Source organism: Flavobacterium denitrificans DSM 15936 (genome assembly GCF_000425445.1).
Classification (GTDB): Bacteria; Bacteroidota; Bacteroidia; order Flavobacteriales; family Flavobacteriaceae; genus Flavobacterium; species Flavobacterium denitrificans.
The window spans coordinates 1-25,271 of record NZ_KE384377.1; the positions used below are offsets into that span (position 1 = coordinate 1).

Annotated in this window: 28 protein-coding genes; 9 read left to right on the plus strand and 19 right to left on the minus strand. The window is 34.1% G+C overall.

From position 1 onward, the window contains the following. Positions 1-438: 438 nt before the first annotated feature. The 12 genes from H600_RS22720 to trmD all read right to left on the minus strand — a co-directional run bounded on the left by H600_RS22720 (position 439) and on the right by trmD (position 11,826). On the minus strand, positions 439-645 hold the full coding sequence (locus H600_RS22720; protein ID WP_084157382.1) for a GDCCVxC domain-containing (seleno)protein: 207 nt from the start codon (positions 643-645) through the stop codon (positions 439-441). Between the two features lies 1 nt (position 646). Further along, positions 647-1,246: a mercuric transport protein MerTP gene (merTP, locus tag H600_RS0111740; protein ID WP_026728956.1), complete on the minus strand. Its 600-nt coding sequence runs from the start codon at positions 1,244-1,246 to the stop codon at positions 647-649. After that, on the minus strand, positions 1,243-1,617 hold the full coding sequence (locus tag H600_RS0111745) for an ArsR/SmtB family transcription factor (protein ID WP_026728957.1): 375 nt from the start codon (positions 1,615-1,617) through the stop codon (positions 1,243-1,245). Before H600_RS0111745 ends, merTP begins: the two co-directional genes overlap by 4 nt. Positions 1,618-1,827: 210 nt before the next feature. Beyond that, the gene (gene xerA / locus H600_RS0111750; protein WP_026728958.1) at positions 1,828-2,871 is read right to left on the minus strand and encodes a site-specific tyrosine recombinase/integron integrase; all 1,044 of its coding nucleotides are present in this window, start codon (positions 2,869-2,871) and stop codon (positions 1,828-1,830) included. An 86-nt stretch (positions 2,872-2,957) separates the two neighbouring features. After that, positions 2,958-3,620 carry a thiamine diphosphokinase gene (locus tag H600_RS0111755; protein WP_026728959.1) on the minus strand — a complete coding sequence of 221 codons (663 nt, stop codon included), beginning with the start codon at positions 3,618-3,620 and terminating at the stop codon, positions 2,958-2,960. Positions 3,621-3,710: 90 nt separating this feature from the next. Continuing rightward, positions 3,711-4,163, minus strand: a complete 453-nt coding sequence (locus tag H600_RS0111760) for a DinB family protein (protein ID WP_026728960.1) — start codon at positions 4,161-4,163, stop codon at positions 3,711-3,713. Positions 4,164-4,176: 13 nt separating this feature from the next. Then, on the minus strand, positions 4,177-4,659 hold the full coding sequence (locus H600_RS0111765; protein ID WP_026728961.1) for a GyrI-like domain-containing protein: 483 nt from the start codon (positions 4,657-4,659) through the stop codon (positions 4,177-4,179). Positions 4,660-4,670: 11 nt separating this feature from the next. Next, entirely contained in the window at positions 4,671-5,492 is an 822-nt protein-coding gene (locus H600_RS0111770) for a DUF4249 domain-containing protein (RefSeq protein ID WP_026728962.1), read from the minus strand. Positions 5,493-5,519: 27 nt separating this feature from the next. Continuing rightward, a complete protein-coding gene (locus tag H600_RS0111775; protein WP_026728963.1) occupies positions 5,520-7,904 on the minus strand; it encodes a TonB-dependent receptor in 2,385 nt (794 codons plus the stop codon). A gap of 152 nt (positions 7,905-8,056) precedes the next feature. Further along, the gene (locus H600_RS0111780) at positions 8,057-10,279 is read right to left on the minus strand and encodes an NADP-dependent isocitrate dehydrogenase (RefSeq protein WP_026728964.1); all 2,223 of its coding nucleotides are present in this window, start codon (positions 10,277-10,279) and stop codon (positions 8,057-8,059) included. Between the two features lie 282 nt (positions 10,280-10,561). Beyond that, complete coding sequence (gene rplS, locus H600_RS0111785) at positions 10,562-10,912, minus strand: 50S ribosomal protein L19 (protein ID WP_026728965.1); 351 nt, start codon at positions 10,910-10,912, stop codon at positions 10,562-10,564. A 233-nt stretch (positions 10,913-11,145) separates the two neighbouring features. Continuing rightward, entirely contained in the window at positions 11,146-11,826 is a 681-nt protein-coding gene (trmD, locus tag H600_RS0111790; protein WP_026728966.1) for a tRNA (guanosine(37)-N1)-methyltransferase TrmD, read from the minus strand. A gap of 273 nt (positions 11,827-12,099) precedes the next feature. Here trmD and H600_RS0111795 point away from each other — a divergent pair, with 273 nt between their 5' ends. The 7 genes from H600_RS0111795 to H600_RS0111825 all read left to right on the plus strand — a co-directional run bounded on the left by H600_RS0111795 (position 12,100) and on the right by H600_RS0111825 (position 17,131). Next, complete coding sequence (locus H600_RS0111795) at positions 12,100-12,465, plus strand: hypothetical protein (protein WP_026728967.1); 366 nt, start codon at positions 12,100-12,102, stop codon at positions 12,463-12,465. Positions 12,466-12,563: 98 nt separating this feature from the next. Then, positions 12,564-13,109 carry an NADPH-dependent FMN reductase gene (locus H600_RS0111800; protein WP_026728968.1) on the plus strand — a complete coding sequence of 182 codons (546 nt, stop codon included), beginning with the start codon at positions 12,564-12,566 and terminating at the stop codon, positions 13,107-13,109. A 51-nt stretch (positions 13,110-13,160) separates the two neighbouring features. Further along, positions 13,161-14,033 carry a sugar phosphate isomerase/epimerase family protein gene (locus tag H600_RS0111805; protein ID WP_026728969.1) on the plus strand — a complete coding sequence of 291 codons (873 nt, stop codon included), beginning with the start codon at positions 13,161-13,163 and terminating at the stop codon, positions 14,031-14,033. A 33-nt stretch (positions 14,034-14,066) separates the two neighbouring features. Then, complete coding sequence (locus tag H600_RS0111810) at positions 14,067-14,417, plus strand: cupin domain-containing protein (RefSeq protein ID WP_026728970.1); 351 nt, start codon at positions 14,067-14,069, stop codon at positions 14,415-14,417. A 191-nt stretch (positions 14,418-14,608) separates the two neighbouring features. Continuing rightward, positions 14,609-15,751, plus strand: a complete 1,143-nt coding sequence (locus tag H600_RS0111815) for an MFS transporter (RefSeq protein ID WP_245176558.1) — start codon at positions 14,609-14,611, stop codon at positions 15,749-15,751. A 47-nt stretch (positions 15,752-15,798) separates the two neighbouring features. Next, the gene (locus H600_RS0111820) at positions 15,799-16,731 is read left to right on the plus strand and encodes a peptidylprolyl isomerase (RefSeq protein WP_026728972.1); all 933 of its coding nucleotides are present in this window, start codon (positions 15,799-15,801) and stop codon (positions 16,729-16,731) included. Between the two features lie 100 nt (positions 16,732-16,831). Next, positions 16,832-17,131 (plus strand): cytochrome c, encoded by a 300-nt coding sequence (locus tag H600_RS0111825; RefSeq protein ID WP_026728973.1) that lies wholly within the window; start codon positions 16,832-16,834, stop codon positions 17,129-17,131. Between the two features lie 104 nt (positions 17,132-17,235). Here H600_RS0111825 and H600_RS0111830 read toward each other — a convergent pair whose 3' ends face one another. The 3 genes from H600_RS0111830 to H600_RS0111845 all read right to left on the minus strand — a co-directional run bounded on the left by H600_RS0111830 (position 17,236) and on the right by H600_RS0111845 (position 19,587). Further along, positions 17,236-17,631, minus strand: a complete 396-nt coding sequence (locus tag H600_RS0111830; protein WP_026728974.1) for a GreA/GreB family elongation factor — start codon at positions 17,629-17,631, stop codon at positions 17,236-17,238. A gap of 374 nt (positions 17,632-18,005) precedes the next feature. Next, a complete protein-coding gene (locus tag H600_RS0111840; protein WP_026728975.1) occupies positions 18,006-18,560 on the minus strand; it encodes a thioredoxin family protein in 555 nt (184 codons plus the stop codon). A 133-nt stretch (positions 18,561-18,693) separates the two neighbouring features. Continuing rightward, positions 18,694-19,587: an alpha/beta fold hydrolase gene (locus tag H600_RS0111845; protein ID WP_026728976.1), complete on the minus strand. Its 894-nt coding sequence runs from the start codon at positions 19,585-19,587 to the stop codon at positions 18,694-18,696. Between the two features lie 123 nt (positions 19,588-19,710). Here H600_RS0111845 and H600_RS0111850 point away from each other — a divergent pair, with 123 nt between their 5' ends. After that, entirely contained in the window at positions 19,711-20,046 is a 336-nt protein-coding gene (locus H600_RS0111850) for a tRNA-binding protein (protein ID WP_026728977.1), read from the plus strand. Positions 20,047-20,125: 79 nt separating this feature from the next. Here the strand turns inward: H600_RS0111850 and H600_RS0111855 are convergent, their stop codons facing one another. From H600_RS0111855 to H600_RS0111870, 4 genes are all read right to left on the minus strand, one after another. Then, positions 20,126-20,671 (minus strand): RBBP9/YdeN family alpha/beta hydrolase, encoded by a 546-nt coding sequence (locus H600_RS0111855; protein ID WP_026728978.1) that lies wholly within the window; start codon positions 20,669-20,671, stop codon positions 20,126-20,128. Positions 20,672-20,689: 18 nt separating this feature from the next. Beyond that, complete coding sequence (locus H600_RS0111860; RefSeq protein WP_026728979.1) at positions 20,690-21,520, minus strand: alpha/beta hydrolase; 831 nt, start codon at positions 21,518-21,520, stop codon at positions 20,690-20,692. 169 nt (positions 21,521-21,689) lie between these two features. Beyond that, a complete protein-coding gene (locus H600_RS0111865; protein ID WP_026728980.1) occupies positions 21,690-22,058 on the minus strand; it encodes a PUR family DNA/RNA-binding protein in 369 nt (122 codons plus the stop codon). A gap of 69 nt (positions 22,059-22,127) precedes the next feature. Continuing rightward, positions 22,128-23,906 carry an ABC transporter ATP-binding protein gene (locus H600_RS0111870; protein WP_026728981.1) on the minus strand — a complete coding sequence of 593 codons (1,779 nt, stop codon included), beginning with the start codon at positions 23,904-23,906 and terminating at the stop codon, positions 22,128-22,130. A gap of 203 nt (positions 23,907-24,109) precedes the next feature. On the opposite strand from H600_RS0111870, the gene H600_RS0111875 reads away from it, so the two are divergent. After that, complete coding sequence (locus H600_RS0111875) at positions 24,110-25,216, plus strand: Glu/Leu/Phe/Val family dehydrogenase (protein ID WP_026728982.1); 1,107 nt, start codon at positions 24,110-24,112, stop codon at positions 25,214-25,216. Positions 25,217-25,271 lie beyond the last annotated feature (55 nt).

Below are 25,271 nucleotides of genomic sequence, written 5' to 3' on the forward strand. Positions count from 1 at the left end.
TGATTTGACATTCCAACTTCGGCAAGCTTTTCCGCCTTCCAATTTTCCGTTCCAAATAGTTTCCGCTTTTGACTTACAAACTCTAGCTAAATCTCAAAAAATAGAGACAAAAAAAAATTCCGCTTTCGGTTGTCCGAAAAGCGGTTCAAGTTTGTTTGTCCGCAACAATTAAGTAGTAATTTTCAGTTTCGATTTCGGTCAGCTCAGTTTCAGCTTCATTGTATTTTCCGAACTAAAACGCCAGATTAAAATCAGCAGATTCTCGTCAGCGGAGCTATACACCATAACGTTTTGCGGCTTGGCGAAGGTGGCGATTTTACCACTGAACTTTCATACGAAGCACACACTTCAAATTTACGAAAAACTGTCATACGAAGCATTGAACCGCCACTTTTGCCAAACCGCTGTTAGTGGCTGGGCTTCTTTATTTTCCGTCTTTCAACAACATTTCTTGTCCTGTTGAATTGGTGGACAAGCAACACTTCCATAACTACAATAAACACAGCAGTCGCCTCGTTTTGGTTTTAGAACTTGTTTGCATTTTTCGCATTCGTAAAAATATTGACAAGCGTCTGTTGGCATAGTTTCTTCTTTCTTGTGTCCGCAGTTGGGACAAGTTATTGTTGATTGTAATGTGATTTCCATTTTAATTTTCTTTTTTGTCGGTTACAGAATATCCTGTTGAGTTTATTGCTTTCTCGATTTCAGAAATATTTGTTTTCGAGTTGTCAAATTCTACGATTGCATTTCCATTTTCATATGAAGCGTTTGAATTTATTATTCCTGTCAATTTATTTACTTCGTGATTTATGTGTTCTCCACAGCTTGCACAAGTCATTCCACTAATCGTAAATTCTACTTTTTGAATATTGGATTTGTCTACTACTATGATGTGCTTTTCTGTCTTTATGTAGAAAATGCTTGAATAGTATGGAAAGGCAAGCATAATAATTGCAAATACTGTTACGATTCCTAAAAACATTTTTGACTGAATGAATTTTGGTTTTTCTTCTTTTTCACAGTTGCAGTCAATTTGCTTTTTTGGTTTCAACTTTTGATACCAAGCAAAACCAAGAACAAAAATTGTCAAACCGATAAAATAAGGTCTGAAAGGTTCAAGCCAAGAAAAAGTTGAGGCAAGTCCGCTTGTTCCTGCAATGAGAGCCAAGACAGGTGTAATGCAACACAATGAAGCTGCAATTGCTGTTAAAAGTCCTGCTCCGATTAGTTTGTTGTCTGTTTTCATAATGTTTCTAATATTTTGTTTTCGTCAAGTATTTTGAAAAACGGTTTCAGCATTTTTTCATACTCTTTTGTCAACGAGTAAAAAATGGTTTGTGCTTCTCGTTCGGTTTCAATAAGTTTTCTGTCTTTGAGTTTTCTCAAGTGTTGTGAAACTGCTGAAATTGTCATACCGAGAATGTCGCTTATATCACAAACACAAAGTCGTTTTTCTTCATAAAGCAGAAATAGAATTTTCAGTCTTACGTTGTTTCCTGCCAATTCAAGTCCGTTCGATAAATAGTCAAACGAGCCGTTGAGTTCTGAAACTCGGTCTTTACAGCGGTTTATTTGTTTAATGTCCGCTTGTTGTCTTATACAAGAATTGTTGTCCATAGCACAAAGGTAGTCAATTTGCTTATTTAAGCAACTGCTAAAATATAAAATGTCAAAAAGAACCCGATTTTGTCTGACGGGTTGTGTCGTCATAGCCTTGCCACTAACTAGTATATATGTATGACAAAATCATACAAAGCCCCTCAATTTGGGGTAGATATGTATGATAAACGTCATACTTTGTTTTTAAATCAAATATATGATAATTCTTTATAATTCATCAAACGGACTTTTAATTTGTTGAATATTTTTAGTGCTTACATGTGTGTAAATTTCAGTAGTTTTACTGCTGCTATGGCCTAATAATTCTTGTATATAACGCAAATCAGTTCCACTTTCTAATAAATGTGTAGCATAGCTGTGGCGCATCCAGTGAAGGGTAACTGGCTTTGTGTTTCCTGCTTTTTGAAGAGCTTGTTTTAAAACACTTTGCAAGCTCTGTTCTGAATATTTTTCTCCCGAATTTTGACCTTCAAACAACCAAATGCTCGGTTTGTATATTATATAATATTCCCTAAGCATTTCTAGTATTTTAGGTGATAGGGGCGAAATTCGGTCTTTTTTGCCTTTAGCTTGCCTAATAATAACAATTCCTCTCTTGGAATCAATATCTGCAGGTTTTAAATTTAGAAGTTCGCCTCGGCGTAAGCCACAACTATAAATCAATGAAAGCATTGTTTTGTGTTTGATGTTAGAATGTGCATTCAAAATCAATTTTATTTCTTCTTTACTCAAAACGTTGGGTAAAATTTTTGACCTTTTAGGACGATGAATTTTGTCAATTTCAATTTTAGTTCCGTGTACTGTGGTGAAAAATAATTTTAAGGCATTGACGATTTGATTTTGATAGGAAGAAGAAAGGTTGTTTTTAAGAATATATTCGTTGTTATAAATAAATACATCCTCATTGGTAATATCGGAAATGTTTTTTTCTCTATAGAATATCAAAAATGATTTTAAAGCTTCAGAATATGTTTTGATAGTGTTTGGACTATATCTCTTTGAAGAAAGCCATTGAACGTATTTTTTTATTTGTTCGAAACCCTCCTCTGAAGGAAAAGAATGAGAAAGTGGAATTAAATGAAATTTTATCCTGTTTTCAGGAGTGTCAGGGAGATGCCAAACGCCTAAAGTTTGACTCCAACGCGAACCTGCCTGCTTTTTTATTCGAGTTATTAATTCCGCATTTTTTTCAAAATAAACTGCAATTCTTTTTTCTTTTTTATGGATGATAATTTTAGCTTCCCAATTCATAATTGTACAATTTAGGCTACTAAAGTAAGAAAAAAGCCTCAAATTTAAAAGTGAGGTGTTGGTGTCAACATGCTTAAAAAGAAAAATTAATCAAAACATTCCATCATCAATAAATCGCCAGTGTTGTGCATAATAGTTACAATTCCATCCTTCTCGACTGAATTGCTACTTCCGGTTCTGTAACCCATTGTGAGTGTATCGTTATTCAATTCGTATTTTAAATTAGTCGAAGAAATGCCATTTACAACACCAATTGGAATTAGAGAAATTGGCGTTTTTGATGTGTACCATTTCTCGAATTTTCTTGGCAAAAGAAATATTTTTGAATGATCATCAAGAATGACAATTTTAAGCGAATCCCGATGGCGAACAATATTCGTAAGATTAGTTATGGTATGGTCAGCACGTTTTCCGGTTGCCCAAACAACATTTACGGCTGGAATTCCTCGTTCAACAAGATAATCGCAGGCTTTTTCAAGATCGGTTTTTTCCTGATCTTCGGTGTGAACAATTTCAATAGGATATTGTGATGTTCGGTAAATTTCGGGATCGAAACCACGGTCAAAATCGCCGAGAAGAACATCAACTTTTATTCCCAATTCAAGAACTCTTTCAATAGCAGAATCCAGAACAACAACCAAAGGCGACCATTCCAGCAATTGCCCTAATAGTTCCGGACTACAGGCGGCTCCGTTAGCAATAATTAAAGCAGGTTCCTGATCGTCGCGAACTATATGATGTGATGACATGTGTGTTTTTTTGAATGTGAAGCCAAAGGTAGATAATTAGATAATTAGTTAATTAGAAAATTAGATAATGTATCTGTGCAATTTGATAATCTAAAATCTAAAATCAAGTAATCTTCGGTGGTAATTTATCTGTCCTAAATGATACGCCAAATGCGTTGAAAGATGCACTAAAAAGAATCCTGTTGTCATTTCTTTTTCGAAAACAATTTGCGGATAAATTGCTTCTAAATCATTTTCTGTTAATGAATCTAAGGCATTGTTTACGACGATTAATGTTTCCTCGATTTTTTGAATCAATTCTGCTTTCGGAATATCTTTTAAAGAAAATTCCAAAGGACGATTTCTGATATAACCCGTTTTTCCAATTTCTGCTCCAATGTAAGTATTTAGGTTTCCAATTAAATGCAGACAAAGATTTCCAGCCGAGTTCGAAATATTTTTATCAATTTCCCAAAGATTGCTTTCATTTTGATAGGATTCGATTTCGAATTTTAGTTTGATGAGATCGCGCTCGAATAATGATTTTAGGGTTTCGATCAGCATGGTTTTGTTTTAATTAAGGTCGGTTTTTTATTGGAATCCAGATTTCTTCTTCAGAAGTTGGATCGTCTTTTTTATATTTTTCGTCCATTACTGCAAAATGAGGTCGATCGTCCACTGTGTATTCAGAATTTGGGAGCCATTCAGCAAAAATAGAATGATAGGTTTTGTGAGCATCGCTTGCTGGCCCTTTATGTAAAAAAACAGCATAAATTCCTGTCGGAATAATCAAGGTTTCCATTTCTTTTGGTATCACTGGAAAGTTTTTGACTTCAACCGCTGCCCATTTTTGGAAATTTCTGCCGGCGTCAAAATTGTCAAAATAACCAACTGGAAAAACTTCCAATGAATATAAATTATTATTTACGGTATTTTTAATTTCCTTTTTTCTAGGCATAAAACCACTCCATAATTGAAAAGTTTGGTTTTCAAGAAACGACATTGTTGTATGTTTGCCAACTAATTTCTTTTCGGTTAAAATCTTAATTTGGGCTTCCATTTTTGGTACGTTTATTTTATTGTGTATTTTTTTAAATCGGTTTCGCTTAACGAAAAATAACCAAGAGGATAATTTTCTTTTGCAGTTGTATTAATAATATTTCCCTTTACCGTTGCAGGAGGCGACTGAAAAGGCCCGCCAACGTTGCTTCCGGCAATACTAACCAAAATGCTCATATAGTTGTAATATTGCTTAGAAATTCCGAGATGTGTTATTTCAATTTCATCTCCAGATTTTAATTCATCATCATCGGAAAGGCTGAAGAATTCATTTCCTTGAAAAAATTTATCTTCATCAACGTAGTAGTTTGATTTGATTTTATTGGAATAAACATATTTATACAAATAAAAATTATCAACATCTGCAGGATCATTGTAATAGGCTCTGATTTCAATGTCTTTTCCTGTAAAACCACCTTCGTTATTTTGCTCAATATGTGTTATAGGCGCAACAGATTGCATGGTTTCAGTTGCTGTATATGTTTGTCCGTTTGAAATCACCGTCAAAGTATATTCTTGATTTAGGACAGGTTTGAAATTAGTACAGATATAACGACCCGTTTTTGGAACTTCAGTGAAATTGAACTGTTCGTTTGCATTATTTTTGATGTAAATTTTTGCACCAGAAACTGTCGGAATTACATTTTCGAAATAGCCTGTTGTGGTGCTTAATTTTATGGTTTGCTGTCTGCCTGTTGTGCCTTTTTGCCAGTTTATTGCTGCTTCAATAACAAGTTTTGGAGGCGCAGTATCTAAATCAACATCTACAACTTCTTCACAGCTTGTAAAGAAGATTGAGATAAAAATTCCAATTAATAAAAATGCTTTTTTCATAATATGCTTTTTGACAAAAAGTTATATTTAAAATTTGAAATTGTAACTCACCGCTGGAACAATACCAAATATTGATGTTTTTACTGCTTCGTTTTCGCCAGTGTCTACATTTTGGCGGAAATTTATAGAAGCCGCGTTTTTACGATTGTATAGATTGTAAATGCTGAAAACCCATTCGCCTTTCCAGTTTCGTTCTTTGTTTTTTCGAGGAGTCAAAGTTGCTGAAATATCTAAATGATGATAAGCAGGCAAACGGTTTTCGTTTCGAAGGCCGTAGCTCGGGACTGTGATTCCTAAATATTCGTATTGACCATTCGGATAAGTGACTGGCATTCCGGATTGTAACGCAAAGTTAGCACCAAATGACCATTTTTCGTTCAAATTATAAGCCGAAGTTATTGCTAAATTATGTGTTTTGTCATAAGCGGAATTATACCATTGGCCATTATTGATCCCGGTTTCCTCGGGAGTTCTTCCCGGAGTCTGTTGTTCCGATTTTGACAAGGTATAAGAAATCCATCCGTTAAATTTTCCTTCGTTTTTCTTTACCATGATTTCTAATCCATAAGCACGCATTTGGCCGTTCAAAATTACTTGTTCAATGGCATTATTGGCAATTAAATCGGCTCCATCAATATAATCAAGACGGTTTTGAATTTCTTTATAATAAGTTTCAACTTCCAATGAATAAGCGCCATTTTTTATATTTCTAAAATAACCAACAGCAACTTGATCTGCAATTTGTGGTTTGATATAATTATCACTTGGCATCCAGACATCAAGCGGAGTAGGCGATGATGTATTTGAAATCAATTGCAGATATTGCGCCATTCGGTTATAACTTCCTTTTATAGCATCTTCATCATTTAATTGATAAGAAACTGAAAAACGAGGTTCTAGATTGTTATAGCTTTTAATTGATTTATTTTTGCCATAATATTCAGTGCCAATGGGTGTCGCTTTTTCATAAATCTGCATATCCGAATTGAAAATAACGGGATTGTTGTTTTCATAAAGATTGATTTCTGAAGGTCCTAAACGGTAAAATAAGCTGTATCTTAACCCGTAAGCGATTGTAATTTTGTTTGAAAGCTGATTTTCTGCATCAATATAAATAGAAGGTTCAAAAGCATATTTTTTATCCAATTGATCTGGATTAATTCCTGATTCTGGACTACTTGGTTTGATGCTTCCCGGGTTGAATTTGTAGTAAATTCCATTTAAGCCGTAGCTCAATTTGCATTTATCTGAAATATAATGTTTGAAATCGTATTTAATATTATAGTTTTGAATGCCCGAATCCCATTTGAAGCCTACAAAATCAAGATCCAAACCATAGTAATAATCACTATAGATTAGGGATAAATTTGAAAATAATTTATCAGAATACAAATGATTCCAACGAAGATTCAAGGTTGAATTTCCGTAAATATTAGTAAAGCTTTTATTTAAACTGAAAACATCGCGCCCAAAATATCCCGATAGGTACAAACTGTTATTGTCGTTTAATTTATAGCTCAATTTGGTGTTCAAATCATAAAAATAAGCCGAATTGTCTTTTTGGTCTTCGGAGAGTTTTAAAAATAAATGCGCATATGAAGCTCTTCCTCCAATCAAAAAAGAACCTTTATCTTTTACTAAAGGACCTTCCGCTAAAAGACGGCTGGAGATTAATCCGATTCCACCGTTTACATGAAACTCTTTGCTGTTTCCGTCTTTTTGATAAATATCCAAAACAGATGAAGCTCTTCCTCCAAAGCGTGCCGGAATACCGCCTTTATACAATTTTAGATCTTTAATCGCATCCGGATTAAAAACGGAGAAGAAGCCAAAAACGTGAGAAGAATTGAAAATAGTAGCTTCATCTAATAAAATCAAATTCTGATCAGCGCCACCACCACGAACATTAAAGCCAGATGCACCTTCGCCAGCATTTGTAACCCCTGGAAGCAATAAAATAGATTTTAGGACATCAACTTCTCCCAAAACCACTGGCATCTTTTTGATAGTAGCAATTGAGAGCTTGTTGGCGCTCATTTCGGGAGATTTGGTATTTATTTTGCCTTTGTTTTCCTTGATTACAACTTCCTGCAGTTCCTGAGCTGTGCCTTCACTGAGGCTAAAATTCATTTTGGTATTTTGATTTAAAAGGACGGTTTGTTGCAATGTTTGATAGCCCACATAACTGATTTCGATTTGATGTTCTCCTTTTGGAATTGTCAGAGAGTAAAATCCGTATTCGTTTGTTGTAGTTCCAATTTTTAAAGAAGGAATATAGACATTTACGGCAATTAAGGTTTCGTTGCTTTTGTTGTCTTTTATAGTGCCACTAAGAGTGAATTTTTCTTGAGAATACGATGTAAACGCAGTTATAATTAAAAAAATAAATATGCCAATCTTTCGTATAATCATCTTTTTTATTTTGGTTTACATAGTTAAGAATTCTTACTAATATATTAAAACGAATTGGTTGTTAAATGTTAGTTAAGATAAACAAAAAAGACAACCTTATGAGGTTGTCTTTTTTTATTTATTTGCAGTAGCGCATTTGTAATGCTCTGAAATTATTTGATTTTAGCGATAATTGCATTGAATGTTTCGCTAGGGCGCATTGCTTTGCTAACTAATTCTGGAGTTGGTTGGTAATAGCCTCCAATATTTTGCGCTTTTCCTTGAGCACCAATTAATTCAGCATCGATTTTAGCTTCGTTAGCTTCAAATTCAGCAGCAATTGGAGTAAAGATCGCTTTTAATTCAGCATCTTTAGTTTGAGCAGCCAAAGCTTGAGCCCAGTAGAATGCTAAATAGAAGTGAGAACCACGGTTGTCAATTTGACCAACTTTACGAGCTGGAGATTTATCGTTTGCCAAGAATTTATCGTTTGCCTGATCTAATGTCTCAGATAAAACAATCGCTTTTGAGTTGTCTAAAGTTTGTCCTAAATGCTCTAAAGAAGCACCTAGAGCTAAAAACTCTCCAAGAGAATCCCAACGTAAATATCCTTCTTCTGTAAATTGCTCAACGTGTTTAGGAGCAGAACCTCCAGCACCAGTTTCGAACAATCCGCCACCATTCATTAATGGAACGATAGATAACATTTTTGCAGAAGTTCCTAATTCTAAAATCGGGAATAAATCTGTTAAATAGTCACGTAAAACGTTTCCAGTTACAGAGATTGTATCTAAACCTTTGATGATTCTGTCTAAAGTAAATTCAGTAGCAGCAATCGGGTTTAAAATGCGGATATCTAAGTTTGTAGTATCGTAGTCTTTAAGGTATTTTTGAACTTTTACGATCAATTCTCTATCGTGTGCTCTGTTTTCATCTAACCAGAAAACAGCTGGCGTATCAGATAAACGAGCTCTGTTTACAGCTAGTTTTACCCAGTCCTGAATAGGAGCGTCTTTTGCCTGACACATTCTGAAAATATCGTTTGCTTCAACATTTTGTTCCATTAAAACATTTCCGTTTGCATCTACAACACGAACAACTCCGTCAGCTTTCATTTGGAAAGTTTTGTCGTGAGATCCGTATTCTTCCGCTTTTTGAGCCATTAATCCAACGTTTGGAACACTTCCCATTGTTTTTGGGTCAAAAGCACCGTGTTTTTTACAGAAATCGATAGTTGCAGTATAAACTCCAGCGTAAGAACGGTCTGGAATAACAGCAAATGTATCTTGTGCTTTTCCTTCTTTGTTCCACATTTGTCCAGAAGTACGGATCATTGCCGGCATAGAAGCATCAACAATTACGTCTGAAGGAACGTGTAAGTTTGTAATTCCTTTATCAGAATTAACCATTGCCAAAGCAGGTCCGTTAGCGATTGCTTGATTAAGGGCTGCTTCAACTTCAGCTTGCTCAGGTCTTCCAGCAATTTTAGCATAGATATCACCTAAACCATTTCTAGTGTCAATATTTAATTCAGCGAATAAAGATGCGTATTTTTTGAAAACATCTGCAAAATATACTTCAACAATAGCGCCGAAGATAATTGGATCAGAAACTTTCATCATTGTAGCTTTTAAGTGTACAGAAAGTAAAACTCCTGCAGCTTTAGCTTCAGCGATAACATCAGCAGCAAAAGCTTTTAATTTGCTTACGCTTAAAACAGAGCTGTCAATGATTTCTCCAGCTTTTAGTGGCGTACTTGCTTTAAGAACAGTTGTAGTTCCGTCTTTAGCAACGAATTCAATTTTTACATCATTTGCTTCAGCAACAGTTAATGATTTCTCACTTCCGTAGAAATCACCACCTGACATAGAAGCCACTTTAGTTTTTGAGTCAGCAGACCAAGCACCCATTGAGTGTGGATTTGCTTTTGCGAAGTTTTTAACTGCTCTTGGAGCTCTACGATCAGAGTTGCCTTCACGTAAAACTGGGTTTACAGCAGAACCTAAAACTTTTGCATATTTAGCTTTAATTTCCTTTTCAGCATCGTTTTGTGGATCTTCTGGGAAATTTGGAACATTATATCCGTGAGATTGTAGTTCAGCAATAGCTGCTTTTAATTGTGGTACAGATGCAGAAACGTTTGGCAATTTGATGATGTTAGCTTCAGGTTTTGTAGCTAGTTGGCCAAGTTCAGCTAATGCATCTCCTGTTTTTTGAGCATCTGTTAATGATTCAGGAAAATTAGATAAAATTCTACCTGCTAAAGAGATGTCTCTTGTTTCAATAGCGATTCCTGCCGTAGAAGTAAACGCCTGCACAATTGGTAACAAAGAATAAGTCGCTAATAATGGCGCCTCATCAGTTAAGGTGTAAAAAATTTTTGAATTCTGTGTCATTTTTTTTTTTTTTTTATAATCGTGTCGTCAAAGGATGACGATATGAAAAGTATAGTCGGCTCAAAACGAGCGGAGCAAATATAATAAAAACAGTCCGAAAACGGTGTAGTTTTGCTCAGAAATAGAGGAATTATCAGATTGTTATTTCGTGCTTCTTAAATTGTCAAATCGATGATTTTGATATTAAAAAATTACAGTTTTGACAGTAGCTGAAAAAAAGGCATAAAAAAAACTCGTTTCATATCATGTGAAACGAGTTTTTTATAACATTTAGATAAATGATTATCTTCTTTTATCTTTAATCTTAGCTTTTTTACCAGTAAGTTGTCTGAAGTAGAAAATTCTAGCTCTACGTACATGACCTTTCTTATTGATTTCAATTTTTTGTAAAGCTGGTAAGTTAACTGGGAAGATACGCTCAACTCCAATTGCTCCAGACATTTTACGGATTGTAAAAGTTTCTGTGTTACCAGAACCTCTTCTTTGAATAACAACTCCTTTAAAAAACTGAGTTCTTGTTTTTTCACCCTCTTTAATTTCGTAGAAAACTGTGATAGTATCTCCAGCTCCAAACTCAGGGAAATCTTTTTTAGCAACGAATTCGTCTTGAACGAATTTTAATAAATCTGCCATGATAATTTTATTATTATAGTTTTATATCGAGCAACATTCACGGATCTCGCCAGAGGTTGGTCAAATTCGGGTGCAAATGTAGAAAATAATTATAAATTATGAATTATAAATTGTAAATTATTTTAAGTTGTTGATAAATTGAATGTTAGTCTCAGTTTTCAGTGGCAGTTTTCAGTTTTTGCCGCATAAATTTAGCATCTAAACTGAGAACCGAGACTGAGATTGAAAACTATTTAATGTTCTTCCAACAAATCCGGACGTCTATTTTTAGTGTGTTCAAAAGCTTTGTCTTCACGCCATTTGTCAATTTTTGCAGCGTGGCCACTGGTCAGGATTTCAGGAACTTTCCATCCTTTGTAATCTGCTGGTCTTGTATAAATTGGTCCTGATAATAAATTATCTTGAAAACTGTCTGTTAAAGCTGATGTTTCATCACTTAAAACTCCAGGAATTAATCGGATCAAGGCATCCGATAAAACGATGGCGCCCAATTCTCCCCCAGATAAAACATAATCGCCAATTGAAATTTCTTTAGTAATAAAATGATCTCTAACTCTTTGGTCAACACCTTTGTAGTGTCCGCATAAAATAATGATGTTTTTATACATTGACATTTTGTTGGCCATTTTTTGATTCAGTGTTTCTCCGTCAGGCGACATATATATTATTTCATCATATTCACGCTGACTTTTTAAATGTGTAATGCAGTCGTCAATGGGCTGAATTGTCATGACCATTCCTGCACCACCGCCAAACGGATAATCATCTACACTTTTTTGTCTGTTGGTGCTATAATCACGAAGGTTATGAAAATGTACTTCGACAAGGCCTTTGTCAATAGCACGTTTCATAATCGAAGCTTCAAACGGGCTTCTTAATAATTCAGGTAAAAGTGTAATAATATCAATTCGCATTTCTCTTTTTCAAAAGTTTGGGTGCAAAGATACAAAGTAAATATGGAGAAATTTTAAAAATAGGAATTCAAAAAAAGAACTGCTTTCTTTTAACAAAATGTAGTTATTTTGAATATCGTGTTTTGTTTTTTAACGAACTGTTTATCAGTTTGATAAATAATAATTATATAACATTAAAAGATTTTTATGTAACTTATATTTCTTAATTTTAAAGTACTATTACAAAGTTTTTTACTTACAGAATTGTTGCCTTAAATCTAAAAACTTTATCTAATGAAAAATATAATTCTATGGTTTGCTGTAATGTTGTTATATGCATGCTCAAGTTCGAAAAATACTGGAGATAAATGGATCGGGATGTCCAAACAAAATCTTATAAAAAGTTGGGGAACTCCGGTGAGGACTTTCGACAATGCCGAAAATGGCGAAATTTTGGTTTACGCAGATCAGGTCTATGAAAAAGATAAGGATCGAGATCACGACTCTAGAATGGCAGGCACCTTTTATTGGAATTATATTTATATGTATGTAGATAAATCGGGAAAAGTAGCTTCTTTTAGAAATGAAAAACAAAATTTTCCGCCACAATCTATTGACTCTTATAAATTGGCGGGCATGAATTTATTGACTGTGAAGTGATTCGGTAAAACATTTTGTTTTAAAAAGATTCCATTCCGTTTGCAAATAAGTACTATTTTTAAAGAATCAATTCCAAAAAGATTCTTTAAACTAAAAAAATGTCTTCTCAAAAAATAAAAATATTTGCCATTGCGGGCAGTACTCGAAAAAATTCCAGCAATTTCAAAATTCTGAAATACATTTCAGAAAAAATAAATCCGCAATTTGAAATTGAAATATTTGAAGAAATAGATCAATTGCCACATTTTAATCCTGATTTAGATCAGGAAATCCCTCCGCAGAAAGTTACTGAATTCAGAAACAAAATCATTCAGGCTGATGGCATATTGATTTGCACGCCCGAATATGTTTTCAGTTTGCCAGGAACTTTAAAAAATGCTTTTGAATGGTGCGTTTCATCAACTGTTTTTTCTGGAAAAAATACAGGTCTTATTACGGCATCTGCTTCTGGTGAAATGGGCCATGAGCAACTTTTGCTTATTATGAAAACCGTTGAAGCCAAATTGAATAATGATGCGCAACTCTTAATACAAGGCATTCGTGGAAAAATAGATGATGAAGGAAAAATTACAAATCCGGATACCGAAAAGGCTCTAGAAAGCTTTATAGCTAATTTTGGAAATCAATTTTTGAACGAATTGTAGGGAGTTTCAATAAAAAGACTAGATTTACTTTTAGATTATTTTTAAATTAAAATGGTAACAAGAAGAAACTTTATTATAAACACAAGCTTGGCTGCAGCGGCAGTTTTAGCTGCTCCATCATTAGCTTTTACTATGAACAAAAAAGAAATTGGATTACAGTTATATACTTTACGTGATGAGTTGCCAAAAGATGTAAAGTCAACTTTAGAGAAAGTCGCAAAAGCAGGCTACACAACCGTTGAGACATACGGTTTTTCTATAAAAGATCAATTTTGGGGATTATCGCCAAAAGAATTGAAAAAGATTCTAGATGATAATAACCTAAGGGCAGTAAGTGGGCATTATAATTTAGGAAGCTTTTTATACGATGGAAATACAGCCGAACTTGTTGCTGCAATTGAAGCGGCTAAGATCTTAAAGAATGAATTTTTGACTGTTCCTTGGGTCGAGCAGCATTTTAGAAAAAGTATTGAAAATTATAAAATAATAGCTGCACGTTTAAACGAGGCTGCAAAAATGTGCAAAAAGGCAGGTTTGAAATTGGCATATCATAATCATGATTTTGAATTCCAAAAGCATGATGGTATTACAGGTTATGAAATTCTGCTGAAAGAAACTGATAAAGATTTGGTTTATTTTGAATTGGATTTATATTGGGTCGCACGATCTGGAAATGATTCTTTAAAATTGTTTAAAGAAAATCCGGGACGTTTTAAAATGTGGCATGTAAAAGATATGGACAAAGCAAATCAGGCGCTGAATACTGAAGTGGGTTCAGGACTTGTTGATTTTAAGCCTTTGTTCAAAGAAGCAAAACAATCTGGAATGGTTCATTTTTTTGTAGAACAAGAAAATAATTATGTGCCAAATGTTTTTGAATCTATAAAAACGAGTTGTGATTTTATTTCTAAACAATTGCTTTAGAGATATATTGTTGTAAAAATTAAAATAAAAAATATGCAAAATTTTGGCACTAGCAAAGAATTTATAAAAGGAGATGAAATAGAATGGGAAGTAGTAGGAGAAGGAATAAAACGTAAAATTCTAGCCTTTGACGACCGAGTTATGCTTGTAAATGTTCATTTTGAAAAAGGAGGAATAGGTACTTTACACGATCATTATCATTCTCAGGTAACTTATATTGCAAGCGGAAAATTTGACGTAACCATTAGTGGTGTAACAGAAACATTAAAAGAGGGAGATAGTTTTTACATTCCGCCTCACGCTGTTCACGGCGTTGTTTGTCTGGAAGAAGGAATGTTGACTGACGTTTTCAGCCCTGCCCGTGAAGATTTTTTGAACTATTAAAGTTGAAAGATAAACGATATAAGGGATATAAGTAAATTCAAGGTTTATTATGGATTCGAATAGTTTTCAAATGAACTTATATGACTTATATGGTTTAATGAATTTTAAAATTTATAGTTTTTTTAAAGTTTTGCTAAAGATTAGATTGGTATTTTTGCACCATGAATTTATCTAAAACAAATGTCCTTTTTATGGCAGTTTGCACGGGTCTTATAGTTGCAAATCTTTATTACTGCCAACCTTTGATTGTATTAATTGCCAACGAATTTAAAATCCCCGAAGCAGATGCCGGAACTATAACTTATTTAACTCAGGCGGGTTATGCTGTTGGGTTGTTTTTTATGGTGCCTCTTGGCGATAAAATCGAGCGAAAAAAGCAAATTCTAATAACCACTTTTGCTTCTATAATTGCTTTGTTGATTGCAGCAACAGCAAAAAGCTTTTTGATTTTGCAAATTGCTTCTTTGTTAATCGGAATTACGTCGATTGTGCCTCAGCTTATTCTGCCTTTGGCGGCATCTTTGAGTACACACGAACAACGAGGAAAAGTCATCGGGACCATTATGAGCGGTCTTTTGGTCGGCATTTTGCTTTCGCGAACATTAAGCGGATTTATTGGCCAGGTTTTGGGTTGGAGATCGATGTTTTATATCGCAGCCGGGATTTGTCTTTTGATCTTTTTTGTCATTCAAAGTACATTTCCAGTTAACAAACCTCAGTTTTCAGGTACTTATGGTGAATTGATTAAGTCACTTTTTACACTTATAAAAACGCAGCCAGTCTTGCGTGAAGCAACGGCAATAAATGTTTTCAGCTTTGCTCAGTTTGGTGCTTTCTGGACTACAATGGTTTTGTTGCTTTCGGGCGAACCGTTTGGTTTTAGTAGTGCTACAATTGGTTTATTCGGAATTGTAGGTGCTTCTGGAGCTTTGGCGGCGCCTTTGGTTGGTAAAATTGGAGATAAAGGAAATTCTAGAATTGCTGTTGGTTACGGTTGTTTATTAATCTTGATAAGCTTTCTGATTTTTTATTTTTCGATAGAAAGCGTAATCGGAATTGCAATTGGAATTGTATTTATTGATATCGGAATCCAAGGTGTCCACATTTCAAATCAAACTCGAGTTTATTCGTTATTGCCAGAAGCTAGAAACAGGTTAAACACAGTTTTCATGTCGTTTAGTTTTTTAGGAACCGCTGCCGGATCTGCGTACGGATTATTGCTTTGGAAATTGGGAGGATGGCATGCAGTTGCGCTTGGATGTGTTGGCTTATCAGCATTGGCATTTGTCGTTTACGGACTTACTTATAAATCTAAAAATAGAAAGACAAATTGATAAAAAATTAATTTGTAAATTTGCATTCAAATAAAAAAAATACAACAATGGAAAACGGAATATACGCTAAATTCAATACTAGCAAAGGTTCGATTTTAGTAAAATTGACACACGATTTGACGCCAGGAACTGTAGGAAACTTTGTGGCTCTTGCAGAAGGAAATATGGAAAACAAAGTGAAACCTCAAGGGCAAAAATTCTACGACGGATTGAATTTTCACAGAGTAATAGCTGATTTTATGATTCAAGGTGGTTGCCCAAAAGGAACTGGAACTGGAGATCCAGGTTATAAATTTGACGACGAGTTCGTTTCAAGTTTAAAACACGATCGTCCGGGAGTTTTGTCTATGGCAAACTCTGGTCCTGGAACTAATGGTTCGCAATTTTTCATTACTCACGTTCCAACTCCTTGGTTAGACGGAAAACACACTGTTTTTGGGCATGTTGTAGAAGGACAAGACGTAGTTGATGCAGTTGCTCAAGGTGATGCTTTGGAAACTTTAGAAATTATCAGAGTTGGTGAAGAAGCTCAAAAATGGAATGCAATTGAAGCTTTCATTTCTTTGAAAGGTGCTCGTATGAAAAGAGAAGCGGCTTTAAAAGCAGAATCTGAAGCAAAAATGGAGCAATTAGCTGCTGGTTTTGATAAAACTGAAAGCGGTTTACGTTATAAAATGATTCAAAAAGGAGAAGGGAAAAGAGCTGAAGCAGGAAAAACAGTTTCTGTTCACTACGAAGGATCTTTAGAAAACGGAAAAGTTTTTGATTCATCTTACCCAAGAAAAAAACCAATCGAATTCAAATTAGGAATTGGACAGGTTATCGAAGGATGGGACGAAGGTATTGCTTTATTGCAGGTTGGAGATAAAGCTCGTTTTGTAATTCCATCTGACTTAGCTTATGGACCATCAGGTGCAGGAGGAGTGATTCCACCACACGCAACTTTGATTTTTGACGTTGAATTAATGGACGTTAAATAAGAATTTAGGAGCAATTTAGTATTGTTTTAAATAGTAATCCCATATGCCGCGGCATATGGGATTTTTTTATATTTACTTAAAATAAAACAAAACCAAAGCAATGAAATCAAAAATATTAACTTTAGCCGCTTTAGCTTTATTTGTAGCATCATGCGGTACGAAAAAAGCGTCTGCTACTCCAGCAGTTACAGAAACTGCAAAAGCAAAGGAATTGACTCCAGAGCTTGCTGCTGGTAAAAGCTTATATGAAAATAGCTGTGCAAAGTGTCATAAATTGTACGAGCCAACGAAATTTACAAAAGAAGAGTGGCAACCAATTTTGGTTCGCATGCAGAAAAAAGCAAAATTAGATGATACTAATATGGCTTCGATAACAAGCTATATTCATTCACAATTGTAATATTACAATTGAATAAAAACAAAAAAACTATTCAATTTGAATAGTTTTTTTGTTTTCAGACAGATATAAAAAAACACCTTCATAAAAATGAGGTGTTCAAAAAGTTATGAAGTGTGTACTTCTGAATTGTCAACGGCAATTATTTTTAAAGTTTTGATTCCGGCTGGCAATTCCCAATCTACTTGGTCATTTTTCTTAAAACCAATAATAGCAACACTCAAAGGTGCGAGAATTGAAATTTTTGATTGTTTTAAATCGGCAGCAGATGGTAAAACAATTTGAATTTTCATTTGTTTTTGAGCTTTTACATCTTCAATTGTCACAAATGAATTAATTCTGATAACCGTGGGGTCTAAGTCACTTTCTTTGCTAATGACAGCACGATCTAGTTCCTGCGACAACTGATTGGCCTCTTTAGTGTTTGTTGAATTTTTGCTTTTTAAAATTAATTCTCTCAGAAAGTTATATTCTGATTTGCTAAAAGTGGGTGTTGGTTTCATATCTGTTTGAATTATTATTGTATTTTTTGAATGATTTTTCTTCTTTTGATCTTTAAAAGCAAAGTGTTTTTAGAGTCTTGATGAAGACTGATTTCAGAAATGCTTTTAGATTTGGAAAAACAAAAAAATATCTGACCAAAATTGCTTTTGCCAAATAAAATCATGTTTAAAAAGTAATGTAAATCCTCCGCCCTAAAGAAGAAATGAAATAGACGGAGGCCTAATTAATAAAGGCTTTGCTATGTGAAATAAATACAGCAGAAAGCGGTTTTCTTGTAGAAGAAAACAATAATTCTGAAACTGTATATATTAATATAGTGCTCACAATGAGTATTTTTGCTTGTTTTACAAAGATAAGAAACTTTTTTGAATGTCTATTTCCATTTGATGTTGCAACCGATACTTGGTTTTTGGATTTCGCTTAAAGTTCTATTGTAAATCAAAGCATCGATGGCGCTTCTTAAATCACTTCCGCTTAACGGGATTCCGTTTCCTGGCCTTGAATCATCAAGCTGGCCTCTGTAAAATAATTTGTTTTGGCTGTCAAATAAAAAGAAATCTGGCGTGCAGGTTGCATCATAAGCTTTTGCGATTTCTTGAGTTTCATCAAAGAGATATGGGAAATCGATTTTGTTTTTAAAAGCAAATTCGGTCATCTTTTCTGGCGAATCTTCTGGATATTTTTCAATGTCATTGCTTGAAATAGCAACAATTCCTAATCCTTGAACACGGTAATCATTTGCAATCATCACAATTTCTTTTATGACGTGAAGTACAAAGGGGCAATGGTTGCACATAAAAATAACAAGCGTTCCTTTTGGACCCCTTAAATCTTCAAACGAAAAAGTATTGTTTGAATTGGTGTCTTTTAAATAAAATTCGGGAGCAATTGTTCCAAGCGGAATCATATTTGAAGGAGTTCGTGCCATTTTTACAGATAATTAGTTTTCAAAAATAACTTTAAATTTCTGTAAATAAAAGCGCACAAGAAAAATTGTTGTCTTTGCTGTGAAGGTTTTTTTTTGCCACTCCCGATAACTATCGGGAGTGACAAAAGTTGTTTTATGAATTCAAAAATTCAAGCAAATCTTTATTTAGCTTGTCTTTTTCGGTATAAAACAAGCCATGAGGTGCACCTTCGTAAATAATGAAAGTATTGTTTTCAATTGCTTTGGCTGTTTTTTCAGAACTAACTTCGATTGGTACATTTTTATCATCCGTTCCATGAATTATTAAGGTTGGAACCTTAATCGTTTGAAGTTCATCTCTAAAATCGGTGGTATTTAGCGATTCTGCACATTGCAAAGTTGCGCGCGGAGAAGCCATTGCACACAAATCTCTATAATATTCTAAAAGTGGTGTGCTCAACGGTTTATTGATGATATTTACACCAAAAAAGATTCTGCCAAAGTTATCCAGAAAACCAATTCTGTCTTCATTTATAGCTGCTGCGGTTGCTTCGCTTTTTTCTTTTGGACGTCCTTCAGGATTGTCTTCTGTTTTTAATAAAAATGGGACGATAGACGAAATCAAAACCGCTTTAGAAACATTCTTCCCTTTGTAGCGACTAAAGTAACGAACGACTTCGCCACCACCCATTGAAAAACCAACAAGAGTTACATTTTCTAATTTAAGTTGAATGATAATTGCATTCAAATCATCTGTCAAGGTATTATAGTCATATCCATCCCAAGGTTGCGACGATTTCCCGAAACCGCGACGATCGTAAGCAATAACCCTGTAGTTATTCTGAATCAGAAAATTCATTTGATATTCCCACATTTCATTAGAAAGTGGCCAGCCGTGTATCAAAATTACGGGGTTTCCTTTTCCATAATCTTTAACGTATAGTTTCACATTTTGGGCAGTTTCAATGTATTTGTCTGTATTTTGGTGAAGCACATCAGTTTCTGATTCTCTTAGAGTAGTGCTGATATTTATTACATTATTTTCCATTTTATCTCTTTTGTTATTAGTTCGAAAAATTCAATACTAAATTAAAAGGAGTTTTAAAAAAAGAGGTTATAGAATTAACCGTATTACTTGCAAAATTTATAGGTTTGTAAAAAACAATTTCAAATGGATTTAACTTGGAATGAATTCGAGAGAACCGATATGCGTGTAGGAACAATTGTTGAGGTAAATGATTTTCCAGAAGCGAGAAAACCAGCATTTCAATTAACAATAGATTTTGGTTCTGAAATCGGGATCAGAAAATCATCAGCACAAATTACAAAACGTTATAAAAAAGAAGATTTGCTAAACCGTCAAATCGTTGCGGTTGTAAATTTTCCCAAAAAGCAAATCGGCAAATTTATGAGTGAATGTCTAGTTCTTGGCGCAGTCGGAGAGGAGGGAGATGTTATTTTATTAGCCCCGGATTTTAAGATTCCGAATGGACTTCGAATTGGTTAGTTTTTAGTCTCAGTCTCAGTTTACAGTCTCAGTTTTTAGTTATGGACTGTAAACTGAGACTGTAAACTGCGACTGAAAATTAGGAAATTTTCTCAATTAATTTCTGCAAAATATCCTGTCCTTCTTCCCAATATTTCAAATCTGAATCAGAGTTGATGTGGCCTTGTTTTCCAACGTTAACAAAATCACTTCCCCATTTTTCTGCAAAATATTTTTTTCTTTCAAATGATGCATACGGATCATTTTCGCTTGCGACAACAATTGATGGAAAAGATAATTTGTAAAGAGGCATTGGCGAAAAATTTCTAACTTCTTCGGGTGTATGTTCTGGTGAATCAACATCAGCAGGAGCTACTAAAAGTGCTCCAATAATATTTTTATTAGACTTATGTTCTGCCCAATGCAAAACCAAAGAAACAGCAAGACTATGCGCAACTAAAACGGTGGGACTTTCTAGTTTTGAAATTTCTTCATTTAAACGGGAAATCCAATCTTCTCGTAAAGGTTGATCCCAATTATCTTGTACAATTCGAATTGAATTTTTGAATTTTTTGTGCCAAAAAGTCTGCCAGTGTTTTTCACCAGAATCTCCGAGTCCTGGTAGAATTAATAGTTGTGTGTCCATTGCCGTGGATTTTTGTTGTTATTTTTTAGTCTGTTTTTCTTTTAAAATGCGGTTTACTTCATTGACAAGCAACGGAAAACCAGGTTCTGTCATTCCGTGTCCATAACCGTCTAATTCATAAAGTTTTGTTTGCGTATGGCCCACAAGTTTCATCATTCTTGCCATATAAGCGTTTTCTTCATAGCGTCCTAGCATTTCTAATTCGCGATCACCAGTAATTAATAAAAGCGGTGGAGCATCCGCGCGGACATGATATAAAGGCGCATATTCATCGATTGTAGGCTGTTTTTCTGGAATTCCGTTTTGTCTTCTAATTTCAAAATGCGTGATGCATTGCGAACTAAACGGAACAAGTCCGGCGATTTTGTTTGCATCAATTCCTTCTTTTTGAAGCCATTTTTTGTCTAAACCAATCATTGCTGTTAAATAAGCTCCAGCTGAATGTCCAGAGACAAAAATTTGTGACGCATCACCACCGTAATTACTAATGTTGTTAAAAGCCCAGCTTACGGCCGCTGCTGCATCTTCAATGCATTTTTCTGCTCTTACTTTTGGCGAAAGTCTGTAATTTACACCAATTATTGCAAAACCTTTATTTTTTAATGCTTCAGGAATTTCTTTGCTTCCGCCTGTTAATCCGCCGCCATGAAACCAAACTATGGTTGCAAAACCTTTGCTGTTTTTAGGATAATAAATATCTAAAACACATCTTTCGTTAATATAGCTGTCAGCTTTATTTGCTGTTGCGTTGTAATATTGAATATTTGTTTTGGTCTCATAATCCAGTTTTTGTGAAAATGCTGTAAAACTGATGAAAACAAAAGCGAGTAAGGAAAGTAATTTTTTCATTTTTTGTCGAATGTAAAATGTTTAATGTAAAATGTATTTTATGGAAATTGAAGATGTCTAAATCGTACGTCTCACATTTTACAATTCACATCTCAAAAATAAATATATAAAAAAAGTCCAAAATGCTATACAAATTGGACTCGTACTTTTCTAAAAAGTTATATGGAGACTAAATATCGTCAAAATCAATATCAGTAAAGCTAGATCTTTGTGTTTCAGCTTTATCAGAACTGTATTCTTTTTTAAAATCTTTTTGGTGTCTTTCAGAGATTACCTCTTCGCCTTTGTGGTTCAAGACGTATGAAGTCATTTCCTCTAGTATTTCAGCAAAAGCACTAAAATCTTCTTTGTATAAGTAAATTTTGTGTTTTTTAAAATGAAAAGAACCATCTTCTTCAGTGAATTTTTTACTTTCGGTAATTGTGATATAATAATCATCAGCTTTTGTAGCTCTCACATCAAAGAAATAAGTTCTTCTTCCTGCTCGTAATACTTTAGAAAAAATCTCTTCTTTTTCTAACATGTCATTTTCTCTCATAATACGTTCTATCATTTTTTGGAATTAATAGTACTCAAAAATCATAAAAAATTATCTATTACACAACAATTAAAGTAATTCTTTTTCCGAAAGTTGTTTTAAATATAACGATGAATAATAGCCGTCTTGATTTATTAATTGATTATGAGAACCTTGTTGAATTATCTTGCCATCTTCTAAAATGATAATCTTGTCGGCATTTTTAGCTGACGAAACGCGGTGGCTTACAATAATTGTAGTTTTATTTTTACAAAATTCAAATAGATTATTTAAAATTGTTTCTTCGGTTTCGGTATCGACTGCAGAAAGGCAATCGTCAAAAAGTAAAATGGCAGGATTTTTAATTATTGCCCTTGCAATTGACACACGCTGTTTTTGCCCGCCAGAAAGTGTAATGCCTCTTTCGCCCAAAATAGTGTCGTATTGTTTATTGAATGCCACAATATTATCGTGAACGACTGCATTTTTCGCTGCTTCAATAACCTCTTCATCGGTAGCGTTTTCATTGCCGAATTTGATGTTGTTTTTGATAGTATCTGAGAATAAAAAAGCATCTTGAGGCACGATTCCAATATTATTTCTCAAATCATTCAAGTTCAACGTGCTAATTTCATTTCCATCAATGATGATTCGACCTTCAGTAACATCATATAGGCGAGAAATTAGAGATAAAATTGTTGATTTTCCGGATCCCGTTTTTCCTAAAATGGCTAATGTTTCTCCATTTTTAACTGAAAAAGTTACATTTTTTAAAGCTTCGATATTAGTATCTTCATAGGTGTAGCTTACATTTTCGAAAGCAATTGAGCCCTGAATTTCAGATGAATTTGGATTGTTGTTTTTGATTTCTGGCTCCAATTTCAAAAATTCATTCAAACGTTTTTGAGATGCTTCGGCTTCTTGAACCATTGATGAAACCCAGCCCAAAGAGGCAACTGGCCAAGTCAGCATGTTTACGTATAAAATAAATTCGGCAATAGTTCCAATATTCGGAATGCTTCCGTTAATGTACATAACGCCTCCAAAATAAATCACGACCAAATTACTGATTCCGATCAGTGCAATCATCAACGGCCCAAAAAGCGATTGTACTTTGGCTAAATCCAAACTTTTCTTTTTGCTTTCATCAGCAAGATCAATCATATTGTTTTGATGCTGATTTTCTAATGAATAGGCTTTTATAACACGAATTCCTGAGAATATTTCCTGTGTAAAACTGGAGACTTTAGATAAGTATTGCTGAAATGTTGTGCTTCGCTTATTGATTTCAGAACTCAATTTAAAAATACAATACGACAGAATAGGCAATGGAAGAATCGTATATAATGTCAGCAAAGGCGAAACATTATACATATATATAATAACAATGGCAAAACGTATAAATGTATTGATTGAGTACATAACGGCAGGTCCTACATACATTCTGACTTTTGAAACATCTTCAGAAATTCTGTTCATTAAGTCTCCAGTTCGGTTTTGTTTGTAGAAATTCTGTGAAAGAATTTCGTATTGCTTAAAAACCTCATTTTTCAAATCAAATTCGATATGACGAGACATTACAATCAATGTTTGGCGCATTAAAAAGGTCAAGAAACCAGCAACAATGGCGCTTCCGATGATTAACAGTACATTATGAATTAAATCAGCTTTGTAAAAATCTCTGATTATCGTAGAATTTTGATCTGCTTCTGATAGTTTTAAAAACCTTTCAATAACATCAAATGAATGACTGACCAATTTTGGTGTAAATAAAAAGAATATTTGTGCGATTATGGTGATTAAAATACCGAAGGAAAAACTGAATTTATATTTGATGAAATATTTGTTTAAATAGCTTAATTCTTTCATTTTTTTAAGAAATGTGATATTGAATTGATTTAAAATTATGAATTATCATTAATTAAAATTATAATAATTTGCAATTAAATCAAAACAATTATATTGTAAAATTGTTATTTTATAGATAAAAAATTAGCACATGTGTATTTTTTAATTATGTTTGAGAAGTCTTTTTGACAAATTCATAATTTTAACTAATTAATACTAGCGCTATGGATGCAACTTTCGCAACTGGAAAGGAACTTCAAAAAATGGATCCTGTTTTTGGTCAATTATCTTTTGACGATCACGAACAAATTGTATTTTGCAATGACAAAGATACAGGTTTAAAAGCAATTATTGGTATTCATAATTCGGTTATGGGGCCAGCTTTGGGAGGAACTAGAATGTGGAATTATAACACCGAGTGGGAGGCTTTAAACGATGTTTTACGTCTTTCAAGAGGGATGACTTATAAATCTGCCATTACCGGACTTAATATTGGTGGTGGAAAAGCGGTTATTATTGGTGATGCTAAAACGCAAAAAACGCCTGAGTTGATGCGCAAGTTTGGAGAATTTGTTCACTCTCTAAGCGGAAGATATATTACCGCTGAAGATGTTGGAATGGAAACAAAAGACATGGACACTGTAAGAGACGTTACGCCTTATGTTACAGGGATTTCTGAAGAAAGAGGTGGGTCTGGAAACCCTTCTCCTGTTACAGCTTATGGCGTTTATTTGGGTATGAAAGCAGCTGCTAAAAGCCAGTTTGGTTCTGATGTTTTAGATGGCAAAAAAGTTTTGGTTCAGGGGATTGGGCATGTTGGTGAAACTTTAGTTGAATATTTGACTAAAGAAGGTGCGCAAGTTACTATTACGGATATCAACGAAGAAAAGTTATATCAAGTAGCTTCAAAATATAACGCAACAATTTATACTGGAGAAGATTTATATACTGCTGATGTTGATATCTATGCGCCGTGTGCGATGGGAGCAACAATCAATGATAATACAGTAAACAAAATTAAAGCTAAAGTTATTGCTGGTGCTGCCAACAATCAATTAGCCGATGAGAATGTTCACGGAGCAAGATTGCAAGAAAGAGGAATTTTATACGCTCCTGATTTCTTGATCAACGCTGGAGGAATCATCAATGTTTATGCGGAATTAGCAAACTATGGTAAAGCTGAGATCATGGCTAAAACAGAGAATATCTATAACACTACTTTAGAAATTATCGATTATGCTGTGAAAAACGGAATTACAACGCATAAAGCGGCGCTTACAATTGCTCAAAACCGTATTGACACAAGAAAATTAGAAAACGCTAAAAAGTAATTTTTTAGTTTGCAGTCTCAGTCTCAGTTTTCAGATTATCTGGAAACTGGGATTT

Coding starts and splice junctions, on each gene's coding strand:
- H600_RS22720 (WP_084157382.1), bottom strand. CDS start 645: ATGGAAATCACATTACAATCAACAATAACTTGTCCCAACTGCGGACAC.
- merTP (WP_026728956.1), bottom strand. CDS start 1,246: ATGAAAACAGACAACAAACTAATCGGAGCAGGACTTTTAACAGCAATT.
- H600_RS0111745 (WP_026728957.1), bottom strand. CDS start 1,617: ATGGACAACAATTCTTGTATAAGACAACAAGCGGACATTAAACAAATA.
- xerA (WP_026728958.1), bottom strand. CDS start 2,871: ATGAATTGGGAAGCTAAAATTATCATCCATAAAAAAGAAAAAAGAATT.
- H600_RS0111755 (WP_026728959.1), bottom strand. CDS start 3,620: ATGTCATCACATCATATAGTTCGCGACGATCAGGAACCTGCTTTAATT.
- H600_RS0111760 (WP_026728960.1), bottom strand. CDS start 4,163: ATGCTGATCGAAACCCTAAAATCATTATTCGAGCGCGATCTCATCAAA.
- H600_RS0111765 (WP_026728961.1), bottom strand. CDS start 4,659: ATGGAAGCCCAAATTAAGATTTTAACCGAAAAGAAATTAGTTGGCAAA.
- H600_RS0111770 (WP_026728962.1), bottom strand. CDS start 5,492: ATGAAAAAAGCATTTTTATTAATTGGAATTTTTATCTCAATCTTCTTT.
- H600_RS0111775 (WP_026728963.1), bottom strand. CDS start 7,904: ATGATTATACGAAAGATTGGCATATTTATTTTTTTAATTATAACTGCG.
- H600_RS0111780 (WP_026728964.1), bottom strand. CDS start 10,279: ATGACACAGAATTCAAAAATTTTTTACACCTTAACTGATGAGGCGCCA.
- rplS (WP_026728965.1), bottom strand. CDS start 10,912: ATGGCAGATTTATTAAAATTCGTTCAAGACGAATTCGTTGCTAAAAAA.
- trmD (WP_026728966.1), bottom strand. CDS start 11,826: ATGCGAATTGATATTATTACACTTTTACCTGAATTATTAAGAAGCCCG.
- H600_RS0111795 (WP_026728967.1), top strand. CDS start 12,100: ATGAAAAATATAATTCTATGGTTTGCTGTAATGTTGTTATATGCATGC.
- H600_RS0111800 (WP_026728968.1), top strand. CDS start 12,564: ATGTCTTCTCAAAAAATAAAAATATTTGCCATTGCGGGCAGTACTCGA.
- H600_RS0111805 (WP_026728969.1), top strand. CDS start 13,161: ATGGTAACAAGAAGAAACTTTATTATAAACACAAGCTTGGCTGCAGCG.
- H600_RS0111810 (WP_026728970.1), top strand. CDS start 14,067: ATGCAAAATTTTGGCACTAGCAAAGAATTTATAAAAGGAGATGAAATA.
- H600_RS0111815 (WP_245176558.1), top strand. CDS start 14,609: ATGGCAGTTTGCACGGGTCTTATAGTTGCAAATCTTTATTACTGCCAA.
- H600_RS0111820 (WP_026728972.1), top strand. CDS start 15,799: ATGGAAAACGGAATATACGCTAAATTCAATACTAGCAAAGGTTCGATT.
- H600_RS0111825 (WP_026728973.1), top strand. CDS start 16,832: ATGAAATCAAAAATATTAACTTTAGCCGCTTTAGCTTTATTTGTAGCA.
- H600_RS0111830 (WP_026728974.1), bottom strand. CDS start 17,631: ATGAAACCAACACCCACTTTTAGCAAATCAGAATATAACTTTCTGAGA.
- H600_RS0111840 (WP_026728975.1), bottom strand. CDS start 18,560: ATGGCACGAACTCCTTCAAATATGATTCCGCTTGGAACAATTGCTCCC.
- H600_RS0111845 (WP_026728976.1), bottom strand. CDS start 19,587: ATGGAAAATAATGTAATAAATATCAGCACTACTCTAAGAGAATCAGAA.
- H600_RS0111850 (WP_026728977.1), top strand. CDS start 19,711: ATGGATTTAACTTGGAATGAATTCGAGAGAACCGATATGCGTGTAGGA.
- H600_RS0111855 (WP_026728978.1), bottom strand. CDS start 20,671: ATGGACACACAACTATTAATTCTACCAGGACTCGGAGATTCTGGTGAA.
- H600_RS0111860 (WP_026728979.1), bottom strand. CDS start 21,520: ATGAAAAAATTACTTTCCTTACTCGCTTTTGTTTTCATCAGTTTTACA.
- H600_RS0111865 (WP_026728980.1), bottom strand. CDS start 22,058: ATGAGAGAAAATGACATGTTAGAAAAAGAAGAGATTTTTTCTAAAGTA.
- H600_RS0111870 (WP_026728981.1), bottom strand. CDS start 23,906: ATGAAAGAATTAAGCTATTTAAACAAATATTTCATCAAATATAAATTC.
- H600_RS0111875 (WP_026728982.1), top strand. CDS start 24,110: ATGGATGCAACTTTCGCAACTGGAAAGGAACTTCAAAAAATGGATCCT.